This window comes from Lebetimonas sp. JS138, from assembly GCF_000523335.1.
Taxonomy (GTDB): Bacteria; Campylobacterota; Campylobacteria; order Campylobacterales; family Nautiliaceae; genus Lebetimonas.
Genome location: NZ_ATHT01000001.1, coordinates 1263337 through 1284613, shown reverse-complemented (window position 1 = coordinate 1284613; position 21277 = coordinate 1263337). Strand labels below are relative to the sequence as shown.

Annotated in this window: 22 protein-coding genes, 1 tRNA gene and 1 pseudogene; 6 read left to right on the top strand and 18 right to left on the bottom strand. The window is 31.3% G+C overall.

Features of this window, described 5'->3' with window-relative positions; genetic code table 11:
• Window positions 1-17: 17 nt before the first annotated feature.
• Both DZ67_RS0107365 and purH read left to right on the top strand, forming a co-directional pair.
• A complete protein-coding gene (locus tag DZ67_RS0107365; protein ID WP_156919584.1) occupies window positions 18-1391 on the top strand; it encodes a phosphomannomutase/phosphoglucomutase in 1374 nt (457 codons plus the stop codon).
• Window positions 1392-1420: 29 nt separating this feature from the next.
• Window positions 1421-2935: a bifunctional phosphoribosylaminoimidazolecarboxamide formyltransferase/IMP cyclohydrolase gene (purH, locus tag DZ67_RS0107360; RefSeq protein ID WP_024790948.1), complete on the top strand. Its 1515-nt coding sequence runs from the start codon at window positions 1421-1423 to the stop codon at window positions 2933-2935.
• Window positions 2936-2966: 31 nt separating this feature from the next.
• Here purH and DZ67_RS0107355 read toward each other — a convergent pair.
• A pseudogene (locus DZ67_RS0107355) lies at window positions 2967-3857 on the bottom strand (YeiH family protein); the annotation flags it as partial.
• A gap of 83 nt (window positions 3858-3940) precedes the next feature.
• Between DZ67_RS0107355 and DZ67_RS0107350 the strand changes: the two are divergent.
• Complete coding sequence (locus DZ67_RS0107350) at window positions 3941-5158, top strand: IS256 family transposase (RefSeq protein WP_024788002.1); 1218 nt, start codon at window positions 3941-3943, stop codon at window positions 5156-5158.
• Between the two features lie 72 nt (window positions 5159-5230).
• Here DZ67_RS0107350 and DZ67_RS0107345 read toward each other — a convergent pair whose 3' ends face one another.
• The 6 genes from DZ67_RS0107345 to DZ67_RS0107315 form a co-directional block, all read right to left on the bottom strand.
• Window positions 5231-5827: a Fic/DOC family protein gene (locus DZ67_RS0107345; RefSeq protein WP_024788001.1), complete on the bottom strand. Its 597-nt coding sequence runs from the start codon at window positions 5825-5827 to the stop codon at window positions 5231-5233.
• Entirely contained in the window at window positions 5808-5933 is a 126-nt protein-coding gene (locus tag DZ67_RS11090) for a hypothetical protein (protein WP_255327381.1), read from the bottom strand. The genes DZ67_RS0107345 and DZ67_RS11090 overlap by 20 nt, the downstream gene beginning before the upstream one ends.
• Window positions 5934-6101: 168 nt before the next feature.
• A complete protein-coding gene (locus tag DZ67_RS0107335; RefSeq protein ID WP_024790946.1) occupies window positions 6102-6602 on the bottom strand; it encodes a prepilin-type N-terminal cleavage/methylation domain-containing protein in 501 nt (166 codons plus the stop codon).
• A 62-nt stretch (window positions 6603-6664) separates the two neighbouring features.
• Window positions 6665-8275, bottom strand: a complete 1611-nt coding sequence (locus DZ67_RS10450) for a sensor domain-containing diguanylate cyclase (RefSeq protein WP_084043352.1) — start codon at window positions 8273-8275, stop codon at window positions 6665-6667.
• A 97-nt stretch (window positions 8276-8372) separates the two neighbouring features.
• Entirely contained in the window at window positions 8373-8894 is a 522-nt protein-coding gene (locus DZ67_RS0107320) for a YbhB/YbcL family Raf kinase inhibitor-like protein (RefSeq protein ID WP_051428213.1), read from the bottom strand.
• Window positions 8895-8896: 2 nt separating this feature from the next.
• Window positions 8897-9301 (bottom strand): acyl-CoA thioesterase, encoded by a 405-nt coding sequence (locus DZ67_RS0107315; protein ID WP_024787998.1) that lies wholly within the window; start codon window positions 9299-9301, stop codon window positions 8897-8899.
• 61 nt (window positions 9302-9362) lie between these two features.
• Here DZ67_RS0107315 and glyS point away from each other — a divergent pair, with 61 nt between their 5' ends.
• Both glyS and thiS read left to right on the top strand, forming a co-directional pair.
• Complete coding sequence (gene glyS / locus DZ67_RS0107310; RefSeq protein ID WP_024787997.1) at window positions 9363-11336, top strand: glycine--tRNA ligase subunit beta; 1974 nt, start codon at window positions 9363-9365, stop codon at window positions 11334-11336.
• 108 nt (window positions 11337-11444) lie between these two features.
• The gene (thiS, locus tag DZ67_RS0107305; protein ID WP_156919583.1) at window positions 11445-11651 is read left to right on the top strand and encodes a sulfur carrier protein ThiS; all 207 of its coding nucleotides are present in this window, start codon (window positions 11445-11447) and stop codon (window positions 11649-11651) included.
• A 93-nt stretch (window positions 11652-11744) separates the two neighbouring features.
• On the opposite strand, the gene DZ67_RS0107300 is transcribed toward thiS, so the two are convergent.
• The 10 genes from DZ67_RS0107300 to DZ67_RS09995 form a co-directional block, all read right to left on the bottom strand.
• Window positions 11745-12251, bottom strand: coding sequence for a DUF302 domain-containing protein (locus tag DZ67_RS0107300; RefSeq protein ID WP_024787995.1), 507 nt, complete (start codon window positions 12249-12251; stop codon window positions 11745-11747).
• Entirely contained in the window at window positions 12252-13205 is a 954-nt protein-coding gene (locus DZ67_RS0107295) for an SLAC1 anion channel family protein (protein ID WP_024787994.1), read from the bottom strand.
• 106 nt (window positions 13206-13311) lie between these two features.
• The gene (locus DZ67_RS0107290) at window positions 13312-14208 is read right to left on the bottom strand and encodes a cation diffusion facilitator family transporter (RefSeq protein WP_024787993.1); all 897 of its coding nucleotides are present in this window, start codon (window positions 14206-14208) and stop codon (window positions 13312-13314) included.
• A complete protein-coding gene (gene truD / locus DZ67_RS0107285) occupies window positions 14195-15250 on the bottom strand; it encodes a tRNA pseudouridine(13) synthase TruD (RefSeq protein WP_024787992.1) in 1056 nt (351 codons plus the stop codon). The genes DZ67_RS0107290 and truD overlap by 14 nt, the downstream gene beginning before the upstream one ends.
• The gene (locus DZ67_RS0107280) at window positions 15247-15528 is read right to left on the bottom strand and encodes a hypothetical protein (protein ID WP_024787991.1); all 282 of its coding nucleotides are present in this window, start codon (window positions 15526-15528) and stop codon (window positions 15247-15249) included. The genes truD and DZ67_RS0107280 overlap by 4 nt, the downstream gene beginning before the upstream one ends.
• Window positions 15529-15537: 9 nt before the next feature.
• Entirely contained in the window at window positions 15538-16374 is an 837-nt protein-coding gene (locus DZ67_RS0107275) for a thiamine-phosphate kinase (protein ID WP_024787990.1), read from the bottom strand.
• Entirely contained in the window at window positions 16371-16919 is a 549-nt protein-coding gene (locus DZ67_RS0107270; protein WP_024787989.1) for a PAS domain-containing protein, read from the bottom strand. Before DZ67_RS0107270 ends, DZ67_RS0107275 begins: the two co-directional genes overlap by 4 nt.
• 76 nt (window positions 16920-16995) lie before the next feature.
• Window positions 16996-17544: an RIO1 family regulatory kinase/ATPase domain-containing protein gene (locus tag DZ67_RS0107265; RefSeq protein WP_024787988.1), complete on the bottom strand. Its 549-nt coding sequence runs from the start codon at window positions 17542-17544 to the stop codon at window positions 16996-16998.
• A 9-nt stretch (window positions 17545-17553) separates the two neighbouring features.
• Window positions 17554-18381, bottom strand: coding sequence for a CoB--CoM heterodisulfide reductase iron-sulfur subunit B family protein (locus DZ67_RS0107260; protein WP_024787987.1), 828 nt, complete (start codon window positions 18379-18381; stop codon window positions 17554-17556).
• Window positions 18378-19337, bottom strand: coding sequence for a succinate dehydrogenase/fumarate reductase iron-sulfur subunit (locus DZ67_RS09995; RefSeq protein ID WP_051428211.1), 960 nt, complete (start codon window positions 19335-19337; stop codon window positions 18378-18380). The genes DZ67_RS0107260 and DZ67_RS09995 overlap by 4 nt, the downstream gene beginning before the upstream one ends.
• 32 nt (window positions 19338-19369) lie before the next feature.
• Between DZ67_RS09995 and DZ67_RS0107250 the strand changes: the two genes are divergently transcribed.
• A tRNA-Arg gene (locus DZ67_RS0107250) sits at window positions 19370-19446 on the top strand.
• A gap of 72 nt (window positions 19447-19518) precedes the next feature.
• Here the strand turns inward: DZ67_RS0107250 and DZ67_RS0107245 are convergent.
• Window positions 19519-21225 (bottom strand): FAD-dependent oxidoreductase, encoded by a 1707-nt coding sequence (locus tag DZ67_RS0107245; protein WP_024787985.1) that lies wholly within the window; start codon window positions 21223-21225, stop codon window positions 19519-19521.
• Window positions 21226-21277: the final 52 nt, after the last annotated feature.

The following is a 21277-nucleotide window of genomic DNA, read 5'->3' as shown; positions in this document are numbered from 1 at the left end:
ATTAAAAAGGAGAAAACATGGATATTAAACATATTTTTAGAGAATATGACATAAGAGGAATTTTTGAAAAAGATTTGAATGAAAAAGTTGTAAAGTTAATAGGATTTTTCTTAGGTGAAAGAGTAAAAGGTGAATATGTTTTAGTAAGTTATGATGCAAGGACACATTCTCCTACACTCATAAATTGGTTAGTAAGTGGGCTTAATAAAGCTGGTAAAAAGATAATAAATGCAGGAATGCTTCCAACAGGAGTTAATTATTTTGGAAATTTTGTGCCTTTATGTTTAGATGGGGTTGGAAAAATTAATATAGGAGGAAGTATACAAATTACCGGTTCACATAACCCACCTGAGTATAATGGATTTAAAATAACAATTGATAAAAAGCCTTTTTTTGGTAAAAGTATTTATGAACTTGGTGATGAAATTATTAAAAATTTTGATTTAGAGATAGAAGATAATTTTGAAGCAATTGAGTATGATTTAAAAAGTGATTATATAAATTATATAGCAAATCAATTTTCCCATTTAAAAAATTTAGAGTTAAATGCTGTTTTTGACTGTGGAAACGGAGTTGCGGGAGTTGTTTTAAGAGATATTTTAGAAAGACTTAATATAAAAAATTATGAAATTTTATTTGAAGAACCTGACGGAACTTTTCCAAATCATCATCCAGACCCAACTATTGAAGAAAATTTAAAATGGGTAAAAGAGGCCATTAAAAACGGAAGGAATTATGCTTTTGCATATGACGGGGATGCAGACAGGATTGCGTTTTTAGATAAAAAATATAACTATAAAGGAGATATTTTACTTTACTTTTTTGCAAAAAATATGAAAAATCCATGCGTTATAAGCGAAGTAAAAGCCTCTCAAATTGTATATGATGAAATTGATAAATTTGGAAAAGCCATAATGTATAAAACAGGTCATAGTAATTTAAAAACTTTGCTTTATGAAAAAAACTGCGATATGGCAGCAGAAGTTAGCGGGCATATTTTCTTTAATGATAGATATTTTGGTGTAGATGATGCAATTTATGTAACATTTAGGATAATGGAACTAATTGATAAGGGATTTGATTTTATTGCTGAATTTGAAAAACTTCCTCTTATTTACAATACAGATGAAATTAAAATAAAAACAACAGAGGATAAAAAATTTGAAATAATAGAAAAAATTAAAAAATATTTAAATGAAAATAAAGAAAAACTTAAAATTAAAAAAATTATTGATATTGACGGAGTAAGGGTAGTGTTTGAAGATGGATGGGGGCTTATTAGAGCAAGTAATACAACACCTGTTCTTGTTACAAGATTTGAAGCTTCTTCATATGATGCACTTGAGAAAATAGAAAAAACTATGATGGAAATAATTAATAAATTTTTATAATGTTATAATTTCAATAAAAAAGGAAGTTAATGAGAGCATTACTAAGTGTATCTGATAAAACTGGAATTGTTGAATTTGCTAAAGGTCTTGAAGAGCTTGGATTTGAAATTATTTCAACTGGCGGGACAAGAAAAGTTTTAGAAGAAAATAAAATAAAAGTTATTGATATTAGTGAAATTACAAAATTCCCTGAATGTTTTGGAGGAAGGGTAAAAACGCTTAATCCTTATGTTCATGGCGGTATTTTATACAGAAGTGGGATTGATGATGAGGAAGCCAAAGAACTTGGGATTGAGAGAATTGATTTAGTTTGTGTTAATTTATATCCTTTTAAAGAGACAACTCAAAGGACTGATGATTTTGATGAAATTATTGAAAATATCGATATTGGCGGTCCTACAATGGTTAGAAGCGCGGCTAAAAACTTTAAAGATGTAATTATTGTAACTGACCCGAATGATTATGATAAAGTAATTGAAGCTCTTAAAAACAATAAAAACACGCTAGAATTTAGAAGAGATTTGATGATAAAAGCATTTGAACATACTGCGGCATATGATAGTATGATAACAAATTATATGAATGAAAGATTTAACAGTGGTTTTGGTGAAAAAAGATTTATTGTAGGAAGTAAAGTATTTAATACAAGATATGGTGAAAATCCTCATCAAAGAGGGGCTTTGTATGAATTTGAAGATTTTTATAAAAATTTAAATATTTTAAAAGGTGAGATAAGCTTTAATAATCTAACTGACATAAACGGAGCGGTTAAAATTGCCGTTAGTTTAGGTAAGGGTGCAATAAGCATTATTAAACATGCAAATCCTTGCGGGGCTGCAAGGAAAGGCGATTTAATCACCACTTGGCAAAAAGCTCTTGAATGTGACCCTATCAGTGCTTATGGAGGAGTTGTTGCCGTAAACGGAATTGTAGATAAAAATTTGGCGGAGGAAATTAATAAAATTTTTGTTGAGGTTTTAATTGCCGGAAAAATTACAGACGAAGCTGTTAAAGTATTTGAGAAGAAAAAAAGAATAAAACTTTTTGACCTTGGTAAACCTCATTTGGAAATTGCCGGGGATAAATGGGATTTTAAACATATTGAAGGCGGATTTGTATTCCAGGATGCAGACAGGGTCAGTGATGATGAAGTGGCAAATGCCGAGTGTGTAACCGAAAAATGTACAGATGATAAAAGAGATTTGGAAATAGCCTGGAAAATTGCGGCACTTACCAAATCAAACTGCGTAGTGTTTGTAAAAGATTCTCAAATGGTGGCAATTGGTATGGGAATGACAAGTAGGGTGGATGCTACAAGATGTGCTGTTGAAAAAGCAAAATCTTTAGGACTAAATATTGAAGGTGCATCACTTGCCAGCGAAGCATTCTTTCCATTCAGAGACAGTGTGGATTATGCCGCTGAGGTAGGTATAAAATCTATAATCCAACCTGGTGGAAGCATCAGGGACAATGAAGTTATAGAAGCTGCAAACGAACACGGCATTGCAATGTATTTTACCGGGAAAAGGCACTTTTTACATTAAGACTTAAAGCAACAAAATTAAATTTGTTGCTTTAAAGATTTATACTGATTTTTGTTATGAAATATCCTCCAACAATCAGCCAGATAAATAAAATTCCAGCTAAATAAATCGCTTTAAGTCCCACACCTTTAAATTTATTGATGTTTGTCTCCATTCCAAGTGCTGTCATTGCCATTGTAAGTGCAAAAGTATCAAGCGTATTGACAGTATCTACAATTTTTAAAGGCAGTAAATTTAATGAATTAAAACCTGCAACAACAATAAACCAGACGGCAAACCATGGAATTGTTATTTTTGTTTTTTCATTTTTTATTTTGTTTTTTGCCGTTTTTGCAAGAAAAATGCCTAAAATTATTAAAAACGGTGAAATCAGCATAACCCTTATCATTTTTACAATTACGCCTTCTTTTGCGACTTCAGGTGAAATGGCGCTTCCGGCACCTACCACATGTGCCACCTCATGAATGGTTGAACCTATGTATATTCCCATTTCGTTTGGCGTAAAATGTAAAATTCCGCTTTTATAAGCAATAGGATATAAAAACATAGCTGTTGTTCCAAATAAAATAACCGTAGCTACGGCAATTGCACTTTTATAAGCTTCTGCCTTTACAACCGGTTCGGTAGCTAAAACTGCGGCGGCCCCGCAGATTGAACTCCCGGCACTTGTCAGTATGGTAGTGTCTCTGTCAAGTTTTAAGATTTTAGTCCCTACAATATAACCGATAATAAATGTAAAAGTTACAATCATAGTAGATGCGAAAATTCCAGGAATTCCTACAGCCGCTATGTTTTGAAATGTGATTCTGAATCCGTAAAATATGATAGCGGCCCTAAGCAGGGTTTTTGTTGAAAAATTAATTCCAGGATTCCATTCTTGGGGCAGATGATTTCTCAAGGTATTTGCATAAAAAGCTCCTATGGCCCCATCAAAAAAACTGTGTAAATCCTAATATAGATGTTGAGAGATGATAAAATAAAAAAATAAAAGTAAAGGATTTACACATGAGTATTTTAAACATTGAAGAATATAAAAGAAGATTAAAATCAGGAAATCCAGTGACAATTGAAGAGCTTGAAAATGAATTAAAAAATTTAATCAAAGAGATGATAGAAACAGCAACCCAAAGTGAAATGACAAACCATTTAGGTTATGAGAAAAATGAAAAATCTGATAATAGCAATTACAGAAATGGATACTCTACAAAGAATTTAAAATCTAAATATGGAGAAATTGAAGTAAATATTCCAAGGGACAGAAATTCAACATTTGAGCCTAAAATTGTAAAAAAAAGACAAAGACTTTTAGATGGGACGGAAGATTTAATTTTATCTTTATATGCAAAAGGAATGAGTGTAAAAGATATTCAGCACCATCTTGATGATTTATACGGATATGAGCTTTCAACTGAAACCATATTAAATATTACTGAAAAAATCTTAGAAAAAGCTATTGAATGGCAGAATAGACCTTTGGAAAGTATTTATCCTATAATTTTTATGGATGCAACCGTATTAAAAATAAAGGTTGAGAGAAATATAAAAAATACAGCCTGTTATATAATGCTGGGAATCACTATAGAAGGTAAAAAAGATATTTTAGGTATATGGATAAGTGAAGAGAATGAAACTTCTAAATATTGGCTCTCAATACTTAATGAAATAAAAAACAGAGGTGTAGAAGATGTTTTAATATTTTCAATAGACGGACTAAACGGATTTAATGAAGCTATTAAAGCCGTATATCCAAAAGCTGAAATTCAAAGATGTGTAGTTCATCAGATAAGAAACTCTTTAAAATTTGTCTCTTACAAAGACAGAAAAGAAATTGCAAAGGATTTAAAATCAGTATATCAAGCTGATACTGAGGATTTAGCCATTCAAAATCTTGAATATTTCAATGAAAAATGGGGCAAAAGATACCCTCATATTTATGATTTATGGAAAAGAAACTGGGATGAGCTTGCTACTTTTTTTAAGTATCCAAAAGAACTTAGAAAGCTTATTTATACAACAAATCCAATTGAATCTTTAAATTCTATCATAAAAAGAAAAACAAAATCTAAAGGCTCATTCCCTTCAAAAGAAGCAGCTTTTAAAGTCCTTTTTACTTCAACACAGGAGGTTATGCAAAAATGGAAAAACAGTAGGATTAGAAACTGGTCGGAAATTTATCCTCAACTTGTGATATATTTCCAAGATATTTTAGTAAAATATCTTTAAAGTTTTAGTCTTTGGTTTTTATTTACACAGTTAATTTGATGGGCTCAATAAATTAGAGGAAGGTAGAAGAATCTAAAATTTATTTATACTACTTTTTATTATTTCTTCAAAACAATCATAATTAGCATTTTGAACACACTCTATTGCACATTTTATATACTCTTCTTCAGTTATATTAGCATAATCAATTACATCATATCCAGCATTTATAGATAAAATATCAATAAAAAATCTAATAATTCTTCCGTTTAATTCTAAAAAAGGATGAATAGCTATTAACTCACATTTATAATAGGCTAATTTATGAGCAAAAGTTTCTTTGTCTAAATTTTTTAAATATTTATCTTTTTTCAACTTAGCAAAAATTTTTTTCATTTCTTGAGTTACATAAATTCCTCTACAAAAAAGAGTATCACCTTTTGCTATATCAACATCTCTATAAACACCTGCCCATTCATATAAATCTTGAAAAGTTTTTTTATGAAGATTTTTAAAAAAGTATTCATCTAATTCAACATCAAGTTTTTTTGCAAACTTTTCGTAAGATTCTAACAAAAGAAGATGCTCTATTTTTATTAATTCATTTTCATCTTTAATGTCAAGTTTATTTTTAGGAATAGAAGTGTTAGAATAATAAATATCACTAATTTTAAACGTGTACTTTGACATTATATTTAGATTTTATCTCTTTTAATTTTTTTTCCTCTAAATTAACTTTATACCCCTCTAGTCTCATAGAGTGATAAACAATTTTTTTTAATTTAGATTTTTTCATATTTTTCCTTTTACAAAAACTTTATATAATAATTATACCATAAAAATACTTTGTCAAATCCTTTGACAGAACCTAGGTAGGATTTTTAAGTAAGAGTTTTTTAGAGGTTTATTAAAAATAAAATATCTGAATATGACGAGCCTATTTATAAAAATTACTTGAAATTAATCAATATATAGCGCCCGAAGGTTCAATACTCAGATTTTCTTCTCTCTTAGAGTCGCTTAATGTAATTTTTTGAGGTGTTTTAATTAAATTTTGCATTGATAAATTATTTTCAAACAAATCACCGTTTGGGGAAAAACATATTTTCGTAAATGTTGCGGAAATGTTGGATTGAAATTTTGTATTATTTATTTCTTTATTCTGATTGGTCGGGTCTTTTAAAAATTCCTTTGAATTATCCCATTTCTGAATATAGGCTGATACAGAATTATTAGAACTGTTTACTTCAAAACATACCGCCGCCACTTTTGATTTTGAAGGATTATATCCGTCCCATTTTAAGCCAATATTGTCTGCATACATAAAATATTGTTTTATTCTGTCTTTTTCAAGTGCAAGGGTGTTCGGTTTTAAATTAAAGCTTACAGAAGATATTATAATTCCGATAATAATAATCACAATTAATAATTCTATTAAAGTAAACGCTTTTAAATTTTTTTTCATTTTAAATCTTTCATTATGTTTTTTTTAATATTTTATTAAAAATTTTAAAAAATAGGAAGATATTATAAATACTTGGCTATTAAATTAATCTGATAAACAACCGTGTTTTTACCCATTTTTTTAGCCTGATATAATTTATCGTCAACATCTTTTAAAAATTCATAAAGTCTTATATTTTCATCATTATACTCTGATATTCCGACACTTATAGTAACTTTTCTGTCAATTCCGAAATTATGACTTTCTATTTTTTTTCTCAGCCTCTGTGCTGTTTGTATACCTTCTTTCAAAAATGTGTTGGGACATATTATCATAAATTCCTCTCCTCCCCACCTGGATGCGATATCTGTTTTACGTATTGTTTGTGTAGTAATTTTTGCAATCTCTTTTAAGACTTTATCTCCCATATCGTGCCCGTATGTATCATTAAGCTGTTTAAAATTATCAATATCGAACATTATCAAACAAAAAGGATTTTTATATCTTTTAAATCTTTCTATTTCTTTTTTAAGCTCTTCATTAAATTTATATCTGTTGTAAAGCCCTGTTAATTTATCCGTTAATGCCATTTTTTTTAACAATGCATTTAATTCCTGCAATTCTTTATTTTTTTTATAAAGTGCGTTTTTTGTTAAATTTTCTATATTTTCTTTAATTTCGGCAAATTCTTTGAATGGATATTCCGCTTTTTTGATATTCTCAACGTTTCCGTTTACAATTTCTCTGACATTGGAGTGTAATATGTCAAGTGAACTTAATATTTCTTTATAAATGATATGGGTGTAAAATATACCCAATATTACAGAAATAATTGACACTATTAAAAATATAAAAATAATTTTTTTTATAATCGGCAATAGCACTGTATTTTTATCAATTACAGTAATAACTATCCATCCTAAATTTTTCAATTTGGTGAAATAAGCCAGAATTTTTATGTGGTTTTTATAATATTCAAAAAAACCGTTTGATTTATTAAAAATTTTTCTCTCAACATTATGTTCACCAATAAAATTTTTATTTAAATTAAATTTATTATGACAGACAATGATTAATCCATCGTCTCTTATAATAAAATTTGATAAATTCAAAAAACTTTTTTCATTTAATTTTTTAATAATCTTATTTATTGAAGTATCTATAGAAATTACCCCGGTTATTTTCCCCCTGTCATCAACCAAAGCTTTGGAAATAGATACCAGCCACTCTTTTGTTTTAATTTCCCTGTAAGGAATTCCCTGAGAAATATTGGGAAAAGATTTAATTGCCGCACGATACCAGGGTCTAATTGTCGGGTCAAAACCGGGAGGAGGTGTGTAATTGTTTATAAGCAGCATTTTATTTTTATACCCGGAATATACGTAATTTATATTTTTATCAATTTCTTGAAACAATTTAAACGCATACAATGCCTTTTTACGCTCTTTTTTACTTAAAAAAGGCGCAAACCTCACTTCTTTTAATCTGCTGAGATATTCAACCTCAATATAAAATTTTTTAAAATAAGCCCTTATAAAATTACTTACGTCACTATTTTTTGTTTTTAGTAAATTAAATGTATTTTTTATTCTGTATTGATAAAAAAACAGTGATGTCAATATTCCAAAAATTGATATCATTAACAATATTAAAATAATCGTTCTTTTAAAGATTTCTTTTTTTAAACTTTTCATTTTACCTCTGTTTTTATATTTTTTTATAATATTATAACACAAAATTGATATTTATTAAAATAATATTAATTAATGGGATAACAGCAGAAAAAAGAGGCTATTTCCATCCCCTTGCATAAAGTCCTTTTATTGAAGCTTTGTCAATTGTATGCTCTTCTATGGCCTCTGCTAATATTTGAGGATTTACATTTATATCAACATCAAACCCTTCAGCATCCAGGGCATAAACGGTAATAATATATCTGTGCGGCTTTCCGGGAGGCGGACACGGTCCCCCATATCCCACCTCTTTGTAATCATTTATGGTTTGTAACCCTAAATCAAAATACTCACTCTGCGGATTTCCCGCATTTCTTGGAAATTTATTGATGTTTGCGGGAATATTCACCACTATCCAGTGCCACCACCCGTGATCAGTCGGAGCATCCGGATCAAACATCGTAATGGCAAACGATTTTGTGTTTTTTGGAGCATTTTCCCATATAAGTTCGGGTGAAATATTTGCCCCGCCGCAGGCGGGATAAACCTGTTCAATTGAAATTTTTTCACCAAAATCCGGCGAAGTTAAAGTCAACGCATACATTATTACACCTCCTATTAATAATAAAAATTTTCTCATATTCAAACCTCAAAATATTTTTTTATTACCTCATCAGAAATTTTTTTTGGTCTGTGTGTTTTATAATCCACATATACCCACTCTGTCTCTCCAAAACAAATCAGTTTGTCATTTTTATAGATTTCATATTTTCTTTTTGATGTTATCTTTTTAACATCGTCAACCCATGTTTTTATAATTAATTCATCACCTTCAAATGCCGGAAGTTTATATTCTATATGATGTGATTTTGCAAACCATGTTGCACCTATTTTTTCATAGGTTTGGGGATTAAAGCCCAATTTTTCGGAGTGTTCGAAAGCACACTCTATCATCCATTCAAGATATTTCAAATTATTTACATGAGAGTTAAAATCTATATCTTTTTTTGAAACTGTAATCTTTTTTTTAAAGACATTTGGTTTCATGTCAACTCTTTTTTATTTATTATAGCACATTTTGATAAAATTACACAAAAAAAGGAAACTAATGTTAAAACCTCTTCTTATAGAAATAGGCGTTGAAGAACTGCCTGCGATTCCTTTATTAAAAGAACTTTCAAATATTGAAAAAAGCTGGTTAAATATTTTAGAAGAATATAATTTAAAAACAGATTTCAATTTTTATTATACGCCAAGAAGACTGACTCTCTGGCACAGAGAATTTCCTACAAAACAGGAAGATAAAACAGAAGAAATTTGGGGTGCGCCTAAAGCAATAGCCGAAAAAAACCTAAAAGCTGTAGAAGGGTTTGCCAAAAAATGTGGAATACTGCCAAATGAAGTGGAATATAAAACAAAAGGAAATCAGGAATTTTTATATTTTAAAAAAGAGGTAAAAGGAAAAGAAGCCAAAAAACTGCTTCCTGAAATGATTGAAAAATGGCTTAAAAGTATGAATTTCGGTAAAAATATGAAATGGGGAAGCTGCAGGGAGGAATTTATTAGACCTCTCAGATGGATTTTGGCAATAATTGAAGATGAATCTATAATTTTTAACAAATACTGTGTAACTTCAAGCAATTTCACATACGGACACAGATTCTTTAAAGATAAAATTTTTATAGATTTTGTGGGAAAATATTTCTACGAACTTGATAAAAAAGGGGTAATTTTATATCCGGACGAAAGAAGGAAAAAAATATTACAGGGAATTGAAAAAATAGAACAAAAAACCGGTGTAAAAGTTGAAATCGATGAAGATTTGCTTGAAGAAATAGTAGCTATTACAGAATATCCGACCCCGCTTCTTGGAAAATTTGATGAAGAATTTTTAGTTCTGCCTCCGGAAGTTATTATTACCTCTATGAAAGAGAATCAAAGATATTTTCCCGTGTTTAAAAATAATAAATTAACTAATGCATTTGTTGTGGTAAGCAATGCGTATACAAAAGATTTTTCTAAAATTATCAACGGAAATGAAAGGGTACTTAGAGCAAGGCTAAAAGATGCCCTGTTTTTCTATGAAAACGATTTGAAAAACGGATTGTCAATTGAAGGGCTTAAAGATATAGTTTATATGGACAATCTGGGAAGTCTTTATGACAAAGTTAAAAGAGAAGAAAAAATTGGGGAAATTCTGGCTGAAAAATTTAATGTGGCTAAAGAAAAAGTAAATAAGGCTATAAATTTAGCAAAAGCAGATTTACTGACCGAAATGGTATATGAATTTACAGAGCTTCAGGGAATCATGGGATATTATTACGCAAAAGCCCAGGGAATTGATGAAGAAATTGCAGTTGCTATAAAAGAGCAATACAGCGACAGCGCCAGCAATAAAATTTCGGCACTTCTAAATATTGCAAGGAATTTGGATACGCTCGCAGGACTTTTCAGCATAGGTAAAATTCCAAAAGGAAATAAAGACCCGTTTGGATTAAGGAGAGCCGCAAATTATATTATAAAAATATCTCTGGAAAACAGCATAGCGCTTGATTTTAAAGAAATTTTAGAAAAAATAAAACCGTTTTATAAAAATCTGGATACAGATAAACTGCTTGAATTCATCTATGAAAGATTTTATAAATTTTATAATGTCAATCCGTCCGTTATCAGGGCTGTTCTTGCCACAGATGAAAGTAATATACTCGAAATAGACAAAAAAATAAAATTAATGAATGAAATTGTTAAAAGCAGTGATTTTAAAGATTTATCCGTTACATTCAAAAGAGTCGGGAATATAGTAAAAGATTTTGATTTGAATACAATTAAAGTAAATGAAAAACTTTTTGAAAAAGAAGAAGAAAAAAAATTATGGGATGAATTCAAAAAAGTCAAAAATTATACTGATTTAGAAAAAAAACTTGATTTTCTAATTTCACTGAAACCTTTAATAGATAATTTTTTTGATAATGTAATGGTAAATGTGGAAGATGAAAAAACAAGACACAACAGAAAAAGTATGATTGCTTCAATTTACAAAGAATTTTTGGATATTGCGGATATCAAGGAAATCACTATTTAATGGGGAATGGAAAATGGAAAATGAAAAATGAGTGAAAATGAGCAAAGCGAATTAAACTCACCTGGCCGTTTGAAAAACGGCTATGGTGAAAAGTTAAAAAGGATGATAATGAAAATAAAAATTAAAATAAACGGAATTGAAAAAGAAATTCCCGAAAATACTACAATTTCAGAGCTTTTAAGCTCTCTTAATATCCTTGACAAAACAATGGCGGTGGCTGTAAATATGAAAATAGTTAAAAAAGATGACTGGAAAAATTATAAATTACAAGATGGTGATAAAATAGAAGCGCTTAATTTTGTAGGCGGAGGATAATTTTTATAATTAAAAATGGATAATGTAAAATGTAAAATGAATTAAAATAAAAAAACTCATTGTGGCTGATTTTAACAGCCACAATGAAAATAATTAGAAGATTGTATATCTGAAATGAACAAATGATAATATACTTTCTATATCTCTGACAACCAATTCCATAATTTTACCCTCTTTTGTACCGCTAAGCATTCTTGTTAACAGATATCCGTTCATTAAAGAAATAAAAACCTGACCTTTTGAATCTTCATATACGGCAATTGACAAAGGCATTTTTACAGCCATAAATTTAGTATCGTCATCGCTTAGCATTTTTCCTGCAAGCTTAGCATTACAAAATTTAATAATAGCAACTTTTCCCACATCAGGACCACCGTATTTTTTGATTTCTTCTTCTTGGTTGATAATTGTTACAATATGCCATCCAGGCTGATTAGCAATACTGTTTGCTAACAAATTAACAGTTTTTTCAAAACTGTAAGGGCTTTTTATTTGTTTAAAAAGCATATTTTCAGCCGATAATTTAAAAAACAAAGGTATTAAAAATACCGCTACAACAAAACCTATTATAAATCCGCCTATCAAACTTCTTTTATTCATTTATTCCTCCTCTGGTATACAAATTTTTTCTGCTTTTATAGCCAAATATGTTTTATATGCGACATAAAACACAACAACGGTAACTATTGCTAACAGTAATAATGAAAACCAATACATTGAGCAGTTTTTAAAACTGCTGTAAATTAAAGTGGTGGCAATTGTAATTGCCGCAAGCGGGAATGTATATGCCCACCATGAAATAAAAAACGGTATTTGCGTATATAAACTTTTTTTTGCAATTAAAAGTAAAAAAGTAAACAATCCGATTAAATATAATATCATACTAAATATATCGATACTTCCGAATGTTATTCTAAAATAGCTGATAAATCCCACTGCAGGCGGCGCTATTAAAATAAAAAATGTAGGTATCAGTTTTTTAGGCAACGGATGATGGAAAATCATTCTGTATGTTACTATTGTAAATAAAACAATCCAGTAAAAAATTCCCAAAGTAAAGAAAAACAGGTTAATGTATTCATTCACCACATCAACTCCGGCAACAGGCACCAATACATTACCTACAATAGGAATAAACCATGCTGGACTTATCATTTTTACATCAAAACTGTGTCTTATCCAAAATTTAATTACGCTGAATGTAAAAAACAGATGAAGCCAAGCACCTATCCACCAAAATGTTACACTGATAGTAGGGGCATAATCCATATATGCAATGGAAATAAGCAAAAAGCTGATTGAAATAGCCGGAATAAAAGAACTTTTTACAGGATGATTAATCTCAGCCTTTATTGCATCCGGATATTTTATCCATTTAATCATATAAGTAATAAAAATACAAAAAAATGCCGCTGTATCTAAAATAAGCAATATAAAGTAGGGCCAATACGGCAAATGTAAAAAATGAAACGCTTTTGCATATGCAATGGTTAAACCTGAAAGACCCATTACAACCGCAAAAAGCTGAACTGGAAAATATTGTAAACTTCTCATTTATGCCTCCTCTTTTTGAGCAAATGTTCAAAACGAATTGTATAAAAAAAATTTTTTAATTACAATAATTATAAGAAAAAATTATATGAAATATTAAAATTTCTTATTAATCGCACTCTTCTTGAAGTTTGTTTATAAAAGAATCGTCATAAGGGTCGGCATGAATATTAATCACCCAAACTTTTTCAGGCTCTAATTTTCTGATTTTTTCTTCAACATTTTCTATTATTGTATGGGCGAGTTTCAGTTTCATATCAGGCGTCAATACCAAATGCACATCCACAAAATTTCTGTTTCCGGCTTTTCTGGTTCTTAAGCAGTGATAATCAAGTACAAGAGGCTCTTTTTTAATAATCTGCTTTATAGCTTCAACAGTTTTAAAATCAAGTGAAACATCTAAAAGTATTTCAAAACCCTCTTTTACAATTTCACTGGCTTCACGGATAATATAAACGCCTATTAAAACAGATAAAATATAATCAATATAAACAAATCCCGTAAATTTTACAATTATTAAAGATATTAAAACAGAGAGGTTTGTAATTAAATCTGTCTTATAATGTAGTAAATCTGATTTTATAACCAGATGATTTGTTTTTTTTATCACGTAATATAAAAAACTGACAAGCCCTCCTGTCAAAACAATGGAAAAAAGCATTACATAAATAGAAATATCAAGATGGGTTATAACCTCTTTGTGAACTGCTTTGTTAACGGCTTCGTACATAATAAAAATGCCGCTTAATATAATGATTGTTCCTTCAAACAGAGCCGCCAACGCCTCGACTTTTCCTTTTCCGTAATTGAATTTTTCGCTAGGCCTTTCTTCACTGACCCTTATTGCAATATTATTAAATATACTCACCGCCATATCCAAAACACTGTCCAGAGCACTTGCTATAACCGCAACGCTTCCGCTCATAAAACCTACGGTTAATTTTGCAATTGCCAGCGTAAAAGCGGTGATTGTGGCAATAAAAGTTGCCTGTTTAGGCAAGTTCATTGATATTTCCTTTTAAAATATCAATTAAAACAGTTGCATAACTGCCTTTTGGCAAAATAAAGCTGAATTCATACCAGGCTTTTTCTTTAATATAATTTTTATCGATTATTTCAGGAAAAATCCAGGCAATTCTCCTGTCTCCGTTTGCCGGAATCAGTTCATCGTATTTTTCTTCTATACGCCCGGCGAAATCTTTTGCCCTCGTAGCTTTTTTACCCGGCATAAGCCCAGTCGGGGAAATGTCTTTATTATAAAACCTTTTTGTATCTTTTTTATCTTCCAAATAAAAAAGCCTTCCGAGCGGATAATGGCTCATTACATCCCCGGGCAAAAGTTTAAAAGGATGCTCTTGAGATTTAACAAAATCAATCAGATTTTTTTCATATCCCAAATTTATAAGTTCATTTTTACTCAATTCAAAAATATTACTGAGTTTTATCCTATCCATCAGCCATTCGTTAAAAAGTTTTGACTGATAAGCACTTATCAAAAATTTCTCAAGCCTTCTGTTTTTTATAAATTTTTTACCTTCGATTAATTCTTTTGCCTGTGCGACGTTATCTTCCCTTCCAAATCTCTGATATCCGAAAAAATTAGGGATTCCGTTTTTCTTTATATCGATTAAAATTCTTTCTATTTTTTTTGCATCCACAAGAAGAACTTTTTTAAGCCTTACAAAAAATTTGTTTGCTTTCAAATGACCTATTTTAAGCTTGTTTCTGTGTAAATCCTGCTGTAAAATTTTTATTTTTTTATCTTCGAACCTGTTTATTTCATCTCTGTATTTACGTGGGACACTTATCCACTGGATTGTCAGTGCGTCTTTGTCTTTTAGCCCCGCATAACCTATTTCATTTCTTTTTATTCCGGTTTTTTTTGAAATTATATCTATCATCTGGGGGGTTGTTAAATCTTTTTTTCTTATTTTAAGCATCAGCCAGTTACCGGTATGTTCAAACGAATAAAGCGGAATTTCCTCAACAAAAAAATTTTCGCTGTTTTTATTAAAATGAAAATTTACAGGGCTGTGTGAATATATCATCTGTTTCCTTTACATTGTTTCAGTACAAAATGTGCCATAATTATTAATTGAAAAGTATATCCAAAAATAGAAACAATGGGAACAAAATATATAAAATTACTTAAAAATATCAGTAATTTTTCTCCAAACGGAAGATATAAAATATATGAATTTATAAAAGTGTAAATCAAATTTTTAAATAAAAAAAACACTGTTCCCCAAAAAATTATAGAAATAATAAACGGTAAAACCGTGTATTTTAAAATTTTCCAATCAAACAAATCTCTTAGCAAATTCATATAATTTCCTTAAAAATGGTTTTCAGGACAGATACTTTTAAATCTGCCTCTTTTAGTCACGGCAAAAACGCTTATCGGGGTTCTTGTCAGTTTTGAAATGTTTTTTATGACAGAGAGATTTTTTTTTGGAAAAGTAAAAAGTATTTCATACTCTTCCCCGCTGCAGCCTGTTCTTTTATCAAATTTTTTAAAAAATTCAAAATCAACATTTGAAATTTTACTGATTCGCTCAAGCTCTTTAAAAAGCCCGTCGCTTATATCGCATGCCGCTGTTATATATTTTGAAGCTTTATAAAAAAATTTATCTCTTAAACGGGGTTTTATAAATTTGGAATTTTTAGATATTTTTCCGCCTCTAAGTAGTATCTTCAAATCTTTTTTTACACTTCCCAAATCCCCGGTAAAAGCAACATATTCATTAAGTCCTGCTTTTCTAAAAACGGGCCTGTTACTTACTCCCATAAATGTCATCGATATGGCTATTTTATCGTTTCTTATGGTGTCTCCGCCAATTATTTCGTAATTATACTCATCCGCTGCTTTTTTAAATCCGTTAGCAAGCAGTTCAATTTCTTTCAAACTCAAACTTTTAGGAAACCCTATATTTATTAAAGCATATTTTGGCTTGGCATTCATAACAATAATATCACTGATATTTACCAGACTTGCTTTATAACTTATTTCATCCAAACGAAACCATTTTCTTTTAAAATGAATATTCTCAAAAAAAGAATCACTCGCAACTATCCATTTTCCATTTTCCATTTTCCATTTTTCATTTATAATTGCCCCGTCATCCCCGATATATTTATTTTTAAACTGTTTTATAAAAAACTCTTCTTTCATTTATTAGCCAATAAATCTTCCGCATTTTTAGGTAATTTGTCGAGTTTTAACAAAAGTTCTCTTTCCCATTCTTTAAGGGCTTTTTTTTCTAAAAGTTCAGATTTCCTCAAAGCTTTATATAATTCATAAGCCTGCTGTATTTCATCTCTGCTGGGCTCTCTTCTGATAGCTAAATATCCGGCTATTTTATTTGGATCATGAACAATGCCGCCTTCTTTATCTATCGGATCGCAGTTTACTTCCACCCAGTAATGATTTGAATCTTTTCTTAAATTCATAACCATTCCGCTCCAGTGCTCACCTCTTTGAATTGTATCCCACATATCCTTAAAGGCGGCTTCAGGCATAAAAGGATGTCTTACAATTGAATGGGGAGAGCCCACTAAATCGCTTTTTGTAAATTTTGTCATCTGTCTGTAAGCATGGGAAGCGAAAGTAATAATACCCTTTAAATCGGTCCTTGTTATAAGAGCCCTTGCATCAAGCCCTTCGTCTTTAAAAGTAATTTCTTTCCAAGAAGGTATGGTATAGGGTTTGGCAGCCATTTTATACTCCTTAAAATTTTATTAATATTATCTTACAAAAAAAATTTATTGTCAAATTTATATCACATTAAATATTTTAAAAAATTTCATCAATCATTTTAAGAGACAAATTCAAAGCTTTTAATTTATCTTTTTTGTATAAATCAATTATTTTATTTAACTTACTTTTATCAAATTTTTCATCCCTGTTTAAATAATATCCGATTATCTGCAAAAAATTACGGGAATTTTTAGTTAATTTTGCCCTCTCAAAATCCAAAAATTTAATATCTTTTTTTCTTTTAATTATATGATAATATCTTCCAAGCTGGGTATGGTATATATGTTTTTTATCAAGCTCGTATGCTCCAATTAAAGTTTCTTTTAAAGTTTCATAATATTGTTTTGTATTAATTAACTCTTTAAGAGGCTTTCCAACAACCAGTTCCATTATAAAATAATGTTTTCCGAGAAAAAGGGGTTTTGGTGCATAAAAACCGTCTAAAAGTCTTAAAAATCCATACTCTTTTTTGGCTAAATCGCTTTTAAGCCATTTAAGTGCCGCAGTTTCACCGTTTTCCAACTTAACTTTAAAAACTTCCCCCCTGTTTCCCTCACCTATTTTTTCAATTATTTCATAATTCATAAACAAAAGTTAAATTGAGAGTTTAACTTCTGTTTTATTAAGATTAATGGCTGTATCTTCCGGGCTCATTCCACAGGCTACATTTATAAGCTGGGTCACCTGCAATATAGGTTCTTCCTTACCGTCCATGGCTTTATGGCATAACGGACACGGGGTAGCCACAATATCTGCCCCGGCTTCTTTTGCCCCCTCAAGAGGTTTTATTGCAAGTCTTTCTTTTTGATTTTTATCTGTATAACTTGCATGATATCCGCAGCATGTATTTTCATTTTTATAACCTTCAATTATTTCAACACCAAGCGGCTCAAGAATTTCTTTTAAAATGGTAGGATTATCCACATCATCAAGCGCCACTTCGTTTGGAGCAAGCACATGACACCCGTAATAAGGAGCTACTTTTACTCCACTGATTTGTCTTTTTAGTCTTTTTTTATATTCGTCAAGCCCTATAAAATCCCTTATTAAATTTAATGTATGATAAATTTTTGCCTCACCTTTATACTCCAGCCCTTCATCAGAGAGTATTTTATTTACTTTTTCTTTAAGTTCAGGGTCACTGTCTAGTGCGAGTTTTGTTTTTGCAATGACCATATAGCAGGTATTGCAGGGAGTGTATAAATCCACACCTTTTTCTTCAGCCAAAGCGATATTTCTTGCATTTAGGCCATACACAATTATTTTATTCGTTTCATCAATAACTCCTCCTCCGCAACAGGCAGCCCTTTCAAGCAGCACACCTTCAACTCCCATATTTTCAAGAAAACTCATTGTAATATCATAATTATGGACATCGGCTCCCTGAAAACAGCATCCCGGATAAATTCCTATTTTTTTCATTTAAGTTCCTTTTGCAGTTTTTTAATAAAGTTTTGAAAATCTTTAATACCATTAAACGGTTTTGGTCCAAATTCGTCTTCTTTAAGCCCTCTTTCTCTAAATTCTTTTTCCAAATTTTGTTTTATTTCTTCCCCTTCATCCTCAAGAACTACAACCGGCAGGTTAAATTTGTCAATCTGTCCTGTTTCGTAAACTGTCTGGAACCAGAATCTTGCCCTTCTTGTAGCAGGCGTATCAACTCCTACATCTTTTGCAATACGTCTTAGCTGAAGTATGTCTTCTGCCGGTTTAATTCCCTTAGGACATGCAGCAAGACACATCTGGCACTGCACACACTCATATATTCCGCTGTTTTCAACCAGTTTTATTCTTTCTTCAACATCCATTCCGTCACGGCTGTCCATTATAAACCTAAACGCTTTTGTAAGTTGAAAGGGACCTAAATATTTTTCATCGCCTTCAAGTGCATTACATTGACCGTAACATGCCATACATAAAATACAGTCCGTCTGTTTGTCATACATTGCAAATTCTTCAGGGCTGACCAAAGATTCACTTTTTAGATTATCGGGCACTTTTTTTGGATCAGGTTCAAGATATGGTTTTATTTCTTTTAGTTTATCAAAAGCGGGTTCCTGGTCTACCACCAAATCTTTTATTACCGGCAAATGATGAAGCGGTTCAATTTTAATTACACCGTTTCTTATTTTATCTTTTGCCTGAACTTTACACGCAAGGGTGCTTCTGCCGTTAACAATCATTGCACAGCTGCCGCAGATTGCGCTTCTGCAAAAAGCCCTGAATGTAAGGCTTGAATCAATTTTATCTTTTATATGCATTAATAATTCAAGCACAGTCAATGTATCTTCAACTTCGACTTCAAAATCTTGCCAGTAACTCTCATTTTTTTCAGGATTATATCTTTTTATTTTTGCAATATATTTTATTTTTTTCATTTTAAATCCTTTTTGGTATAATTACATTCCTTCTCCCGGTAGCTCAGTAGGATAGAGCGTCGGATTCCTAATCCGAAGGTCGTGGGTTCGAATCCCCCCCGGGAGACCAATTTAAGTTAACAAGTTCCAAATTGCCAGGTTCTAAGTAATTACTTGTAACTTTGGAATTTAGAACTTACAACTAATATTTACGCTCAGCCGGTTCATATAAACTTATATCAACTTCACCTTTTTTATAATCAAAACTTCCGTCAGTATTTTTACTAACCATTGAATGGTATAAAAAGTTTTCATCGTCTCTTGTTGGATAATCATCCCTGTAAAAACTACCGCGTGATTCTTTTCTCTGAAGTGAAGCGTAGGCCAAAACATCGGCAATATCGAGTAAATTGAAAAATTCAAGTGTTGATTGCAAGTCAAGATTAAAAACTTTTGATTTATCTTCGACCCCGAGATTATTATGCGCTCTTTCAATTAATTTTTTTAATTTATCATAACCTTCAAGCATTTCAGATTCATTTTTAAACACACCGAAATGTTTAAACATAATTTCACCAAGTTCGCCTCTTAAATCTCCCAAAGTTTCTTTGCTTTCTTTATTCATAAGTTCGTTTATTTTTCTTTTTTCATCTTCTACTAAACTCTCACCGCCTTCTTCAAAATCCACCCCTTCGGCATATCTTACCGCCTCAAGTCCTGCAACATGGCCGAAAACCACTATATCAAGCAGGGAATTTCCCCCTAATCTGTTTGAGCCGTGAACACTGACACACTGAGCCTCGCCAGCTGCAAAAATCCCTTCAATCGGTGTTTCGCATTTTACATTTGTATGAATACCTCCCATTGCGTAATGGGCTGTTGGTTTTATCGGAATAGGCTCTTTTATAGGGTCTATCCCTTCAAAATCGATTGCAAGTTCTCTTATTTGAGGCAGTCTCTCTTTTATTTTTTTTGCCCCCAAATGGGTCAAATCAAGATGGACATATTCTCTTCCCTCTTCATCTTTAAATCCTCTGCCCTGTCTAATTTCCTGAACTATGCTTCTACTGACCAGATCCCTGGGTCCCAGTTCCATTTTTTTCGGGGCATATTTACTCATAAACCTTTCACCTAAACTGTTTTTAAGATGCCCGCCTTCTCCTCTTGCCGCTTCTGTAACCAAAATTGCGGATTTTCTAAGTCCTGTGGGGTGAAACTGCAAAAATTCCATATCTTTAAGAGGAAGCCCCGCTCTTAAAGCGGCGGCCGTACCGTCCCCTGTGCAGCCGAGTGCGTTTGAGGTATATCCCCAGTAAATCCTGCTGTGACCGCCTGTTGCAAGAATAATGGCTTTTGTTTTAATAAATTTAATTTCTCCGGTTGCTATATTTATGGCGCTGATTCCCTGTACTCTCTCCCCGTTATGGGCTACATTTAATAAAAACCATTCATTTAAAAATTGAACATCATTTTTTATACACTGCTCAAATAATGTATGAAGCATTACATGACCCATTTTATCCGCACTGTAACATGTTCTGTCTTTACTTGCCCCTCCAAAAGGTCTTTGGGCTATTTTTCCGTTGTTAAGCCTGGAAAAAGGAACCCCCATATGCTCCATTTCCCGAATAATTCTCGGAGCTTCAAAACACATATATTTTACCGCCCTCTGATCTGCAAGATAATCGCTACCTTTTATTGTATCGAATGTATGAAGTTTTTCATTGTCACTCGGGTCTACATTTGCAAGAGCCGCATTTATACCCCCCTGGGCCGCACCTGTGTGAGAGCGGGTGGGATAAACTTTGCTCATTACCGCCACATTAAGCCCTTTTGCCTCTTTTGCGGCGCTCAAAGCGGCATAAAGCCCTGCCCCTCCGGCACCGATAATTAAAACATCTACTTTCATAACGCTCCTTTCAAATTTATTATTAAATTATAACTAAAAGTTATATTAATAA

Coding starts and splice junctions, on each gene's coding strand:
- DZ67_RS0107315 (WP_024787998.1), bottom strand. CDS start 9,301: ATGAAACCAAATGTCTTTAAAAAAAAGATTACAGTTTCAAAAAAAGAT.
- DZ67_RS0107350 (WP_024788002.1), top strand. CDS start 3,941: ATGAGTATTTTAAACATTGAAGAATATAAAAGAAGATTAAAATCAGGA.
- DZ67_RS0107300 (WP_024787995.1), bottom strand. CDS start 12,251: ATGAATAAAAGAAGTTTGATAGGCGGATTTATAATAGGTTTTGTTGTA.
- DZ67_RS10450 (WP_084043352.1), bottom strand. CDS start 8,275: ATGAAAAGTTTAAAAAAAGAAATCTTTAAAAGAACGATTATTTTAATA.
- DZ67_RS0107320 (WP_051428213.1), bottom strand. CDS start 8,894: ATGAGAAAATTTTTATTATTAATAGGAGGTGTAATAATGTATGCGTTG.
- glyS (WP_024787997.1), top strand. CDS start 9,363: ATGTTAAAACCTCTTCTTATAGAAATAGGCGTTGAAGAACTGCCTGCG.
- DZ67_RS0107280 (WP_024787991.1), bottom strand. CDS start 15,528: ATGAATTTGCTAAGAGATTTGTTTGATTGGAAAATTTTAAAATACACG.
- truD (WP_024787992.1), bottom strand. CDS start 15,250: ATGATATATTCACACAGCCCTGTAAATTTTCATTTTAATAAAAACAGC.
- DZ67_RS0107270 (WP_024787989.1), bottom strand. CDS start 16,919: ATGGCTGCCAAACCCTATACCATACCTTCTTGGAAAGAAATTACTTTT.
- DZ67_RS0107365 (WP_156919584.1), top strand. CDS start 18: ATGGATATTAAACATATTTTTAGAGAATATGACATAAGAGGAATTTTT.
- DZ67_RS0107290 (WP_024787993.1), bottom strand. CDS start 14,208: ATGAACTTGCCTAAACAGGCAACTTTTATTGCCACAATCACCGCTTTT.
- DZ67_RS09995 (WP_051428211.1), bottom strand. CDS start 19,337: ATGAAAAAAATAAAATATATTGCAAAAATAAAAAGATATAATCCTGAA.
- DZ67_RS0107345 (WP_024788001.1), bottom strand. CDS start 5,827: ATGTCAAAGTACACGTTTAAAATTAGTGATATTTATTATTCTAACACT.
- DZ67_RS0107245 (WP_024787985.1), bottom strand. CDS start 21,225: ATGAAAGTAGATGTTTTAATTATCGGTGCCGGAGGGGCAGGGCTTTAT.
- DZ67_RS0107275 (WP_024787990.1), bottom strand. CDS start 16,374: ATGAAAGAAGAGTTTTTTATAAAACAGTTTAAAAATAAATATATCGGG.
- DZ67_RS0107265 (WP_024787988.1), bottom strand. CDS start 17,544: ATGAATTATGAAATAATTGAAAAAATAGGTGAGGGAAACAGGGGGGAA.
- DZ67_RS0107335 (WP_024790946.1), bottom strand. CDS start 6,602: ATGAAAAAAAATTTAAAAGCGTTTACTTTAATAGAATTATTAATTGTG.
- purH (WP_024790948.1), top strand. CDS start 1,421: ATGAGAGCATTACTAAGTGTATCTGATAAAACTGGAATTGTTGAATTT.
- DZ67_RS0107260 (WP_024787987.1), bottom strand. CDS start 18,381: ATGAAAAAAATAGGAATTTATCCGGGATGCTGTTTTCAGGGAGCCGAT.
- thiS (WP_156919583.1), top strand. CDS start 11,445: ATGAAAATAAAAATTAAAATAAACGGAATTGAAAAAGAAATTCCCGAA.
- DZ67_RS0107295 (WP_024787994.1), bottom strand. CDS start 13,205: ATGAGAAGTTTACAATATTTTCCAGTTCAGCTTTTTGCGGTTGTAATG.
- DZ67_RS11090 (WP_255327381.1), bottom strand. CDS start 5,933: ATGAAAAAATCTAAATTAAAAAAAATTGTTTATCACTCTATGAGACTA.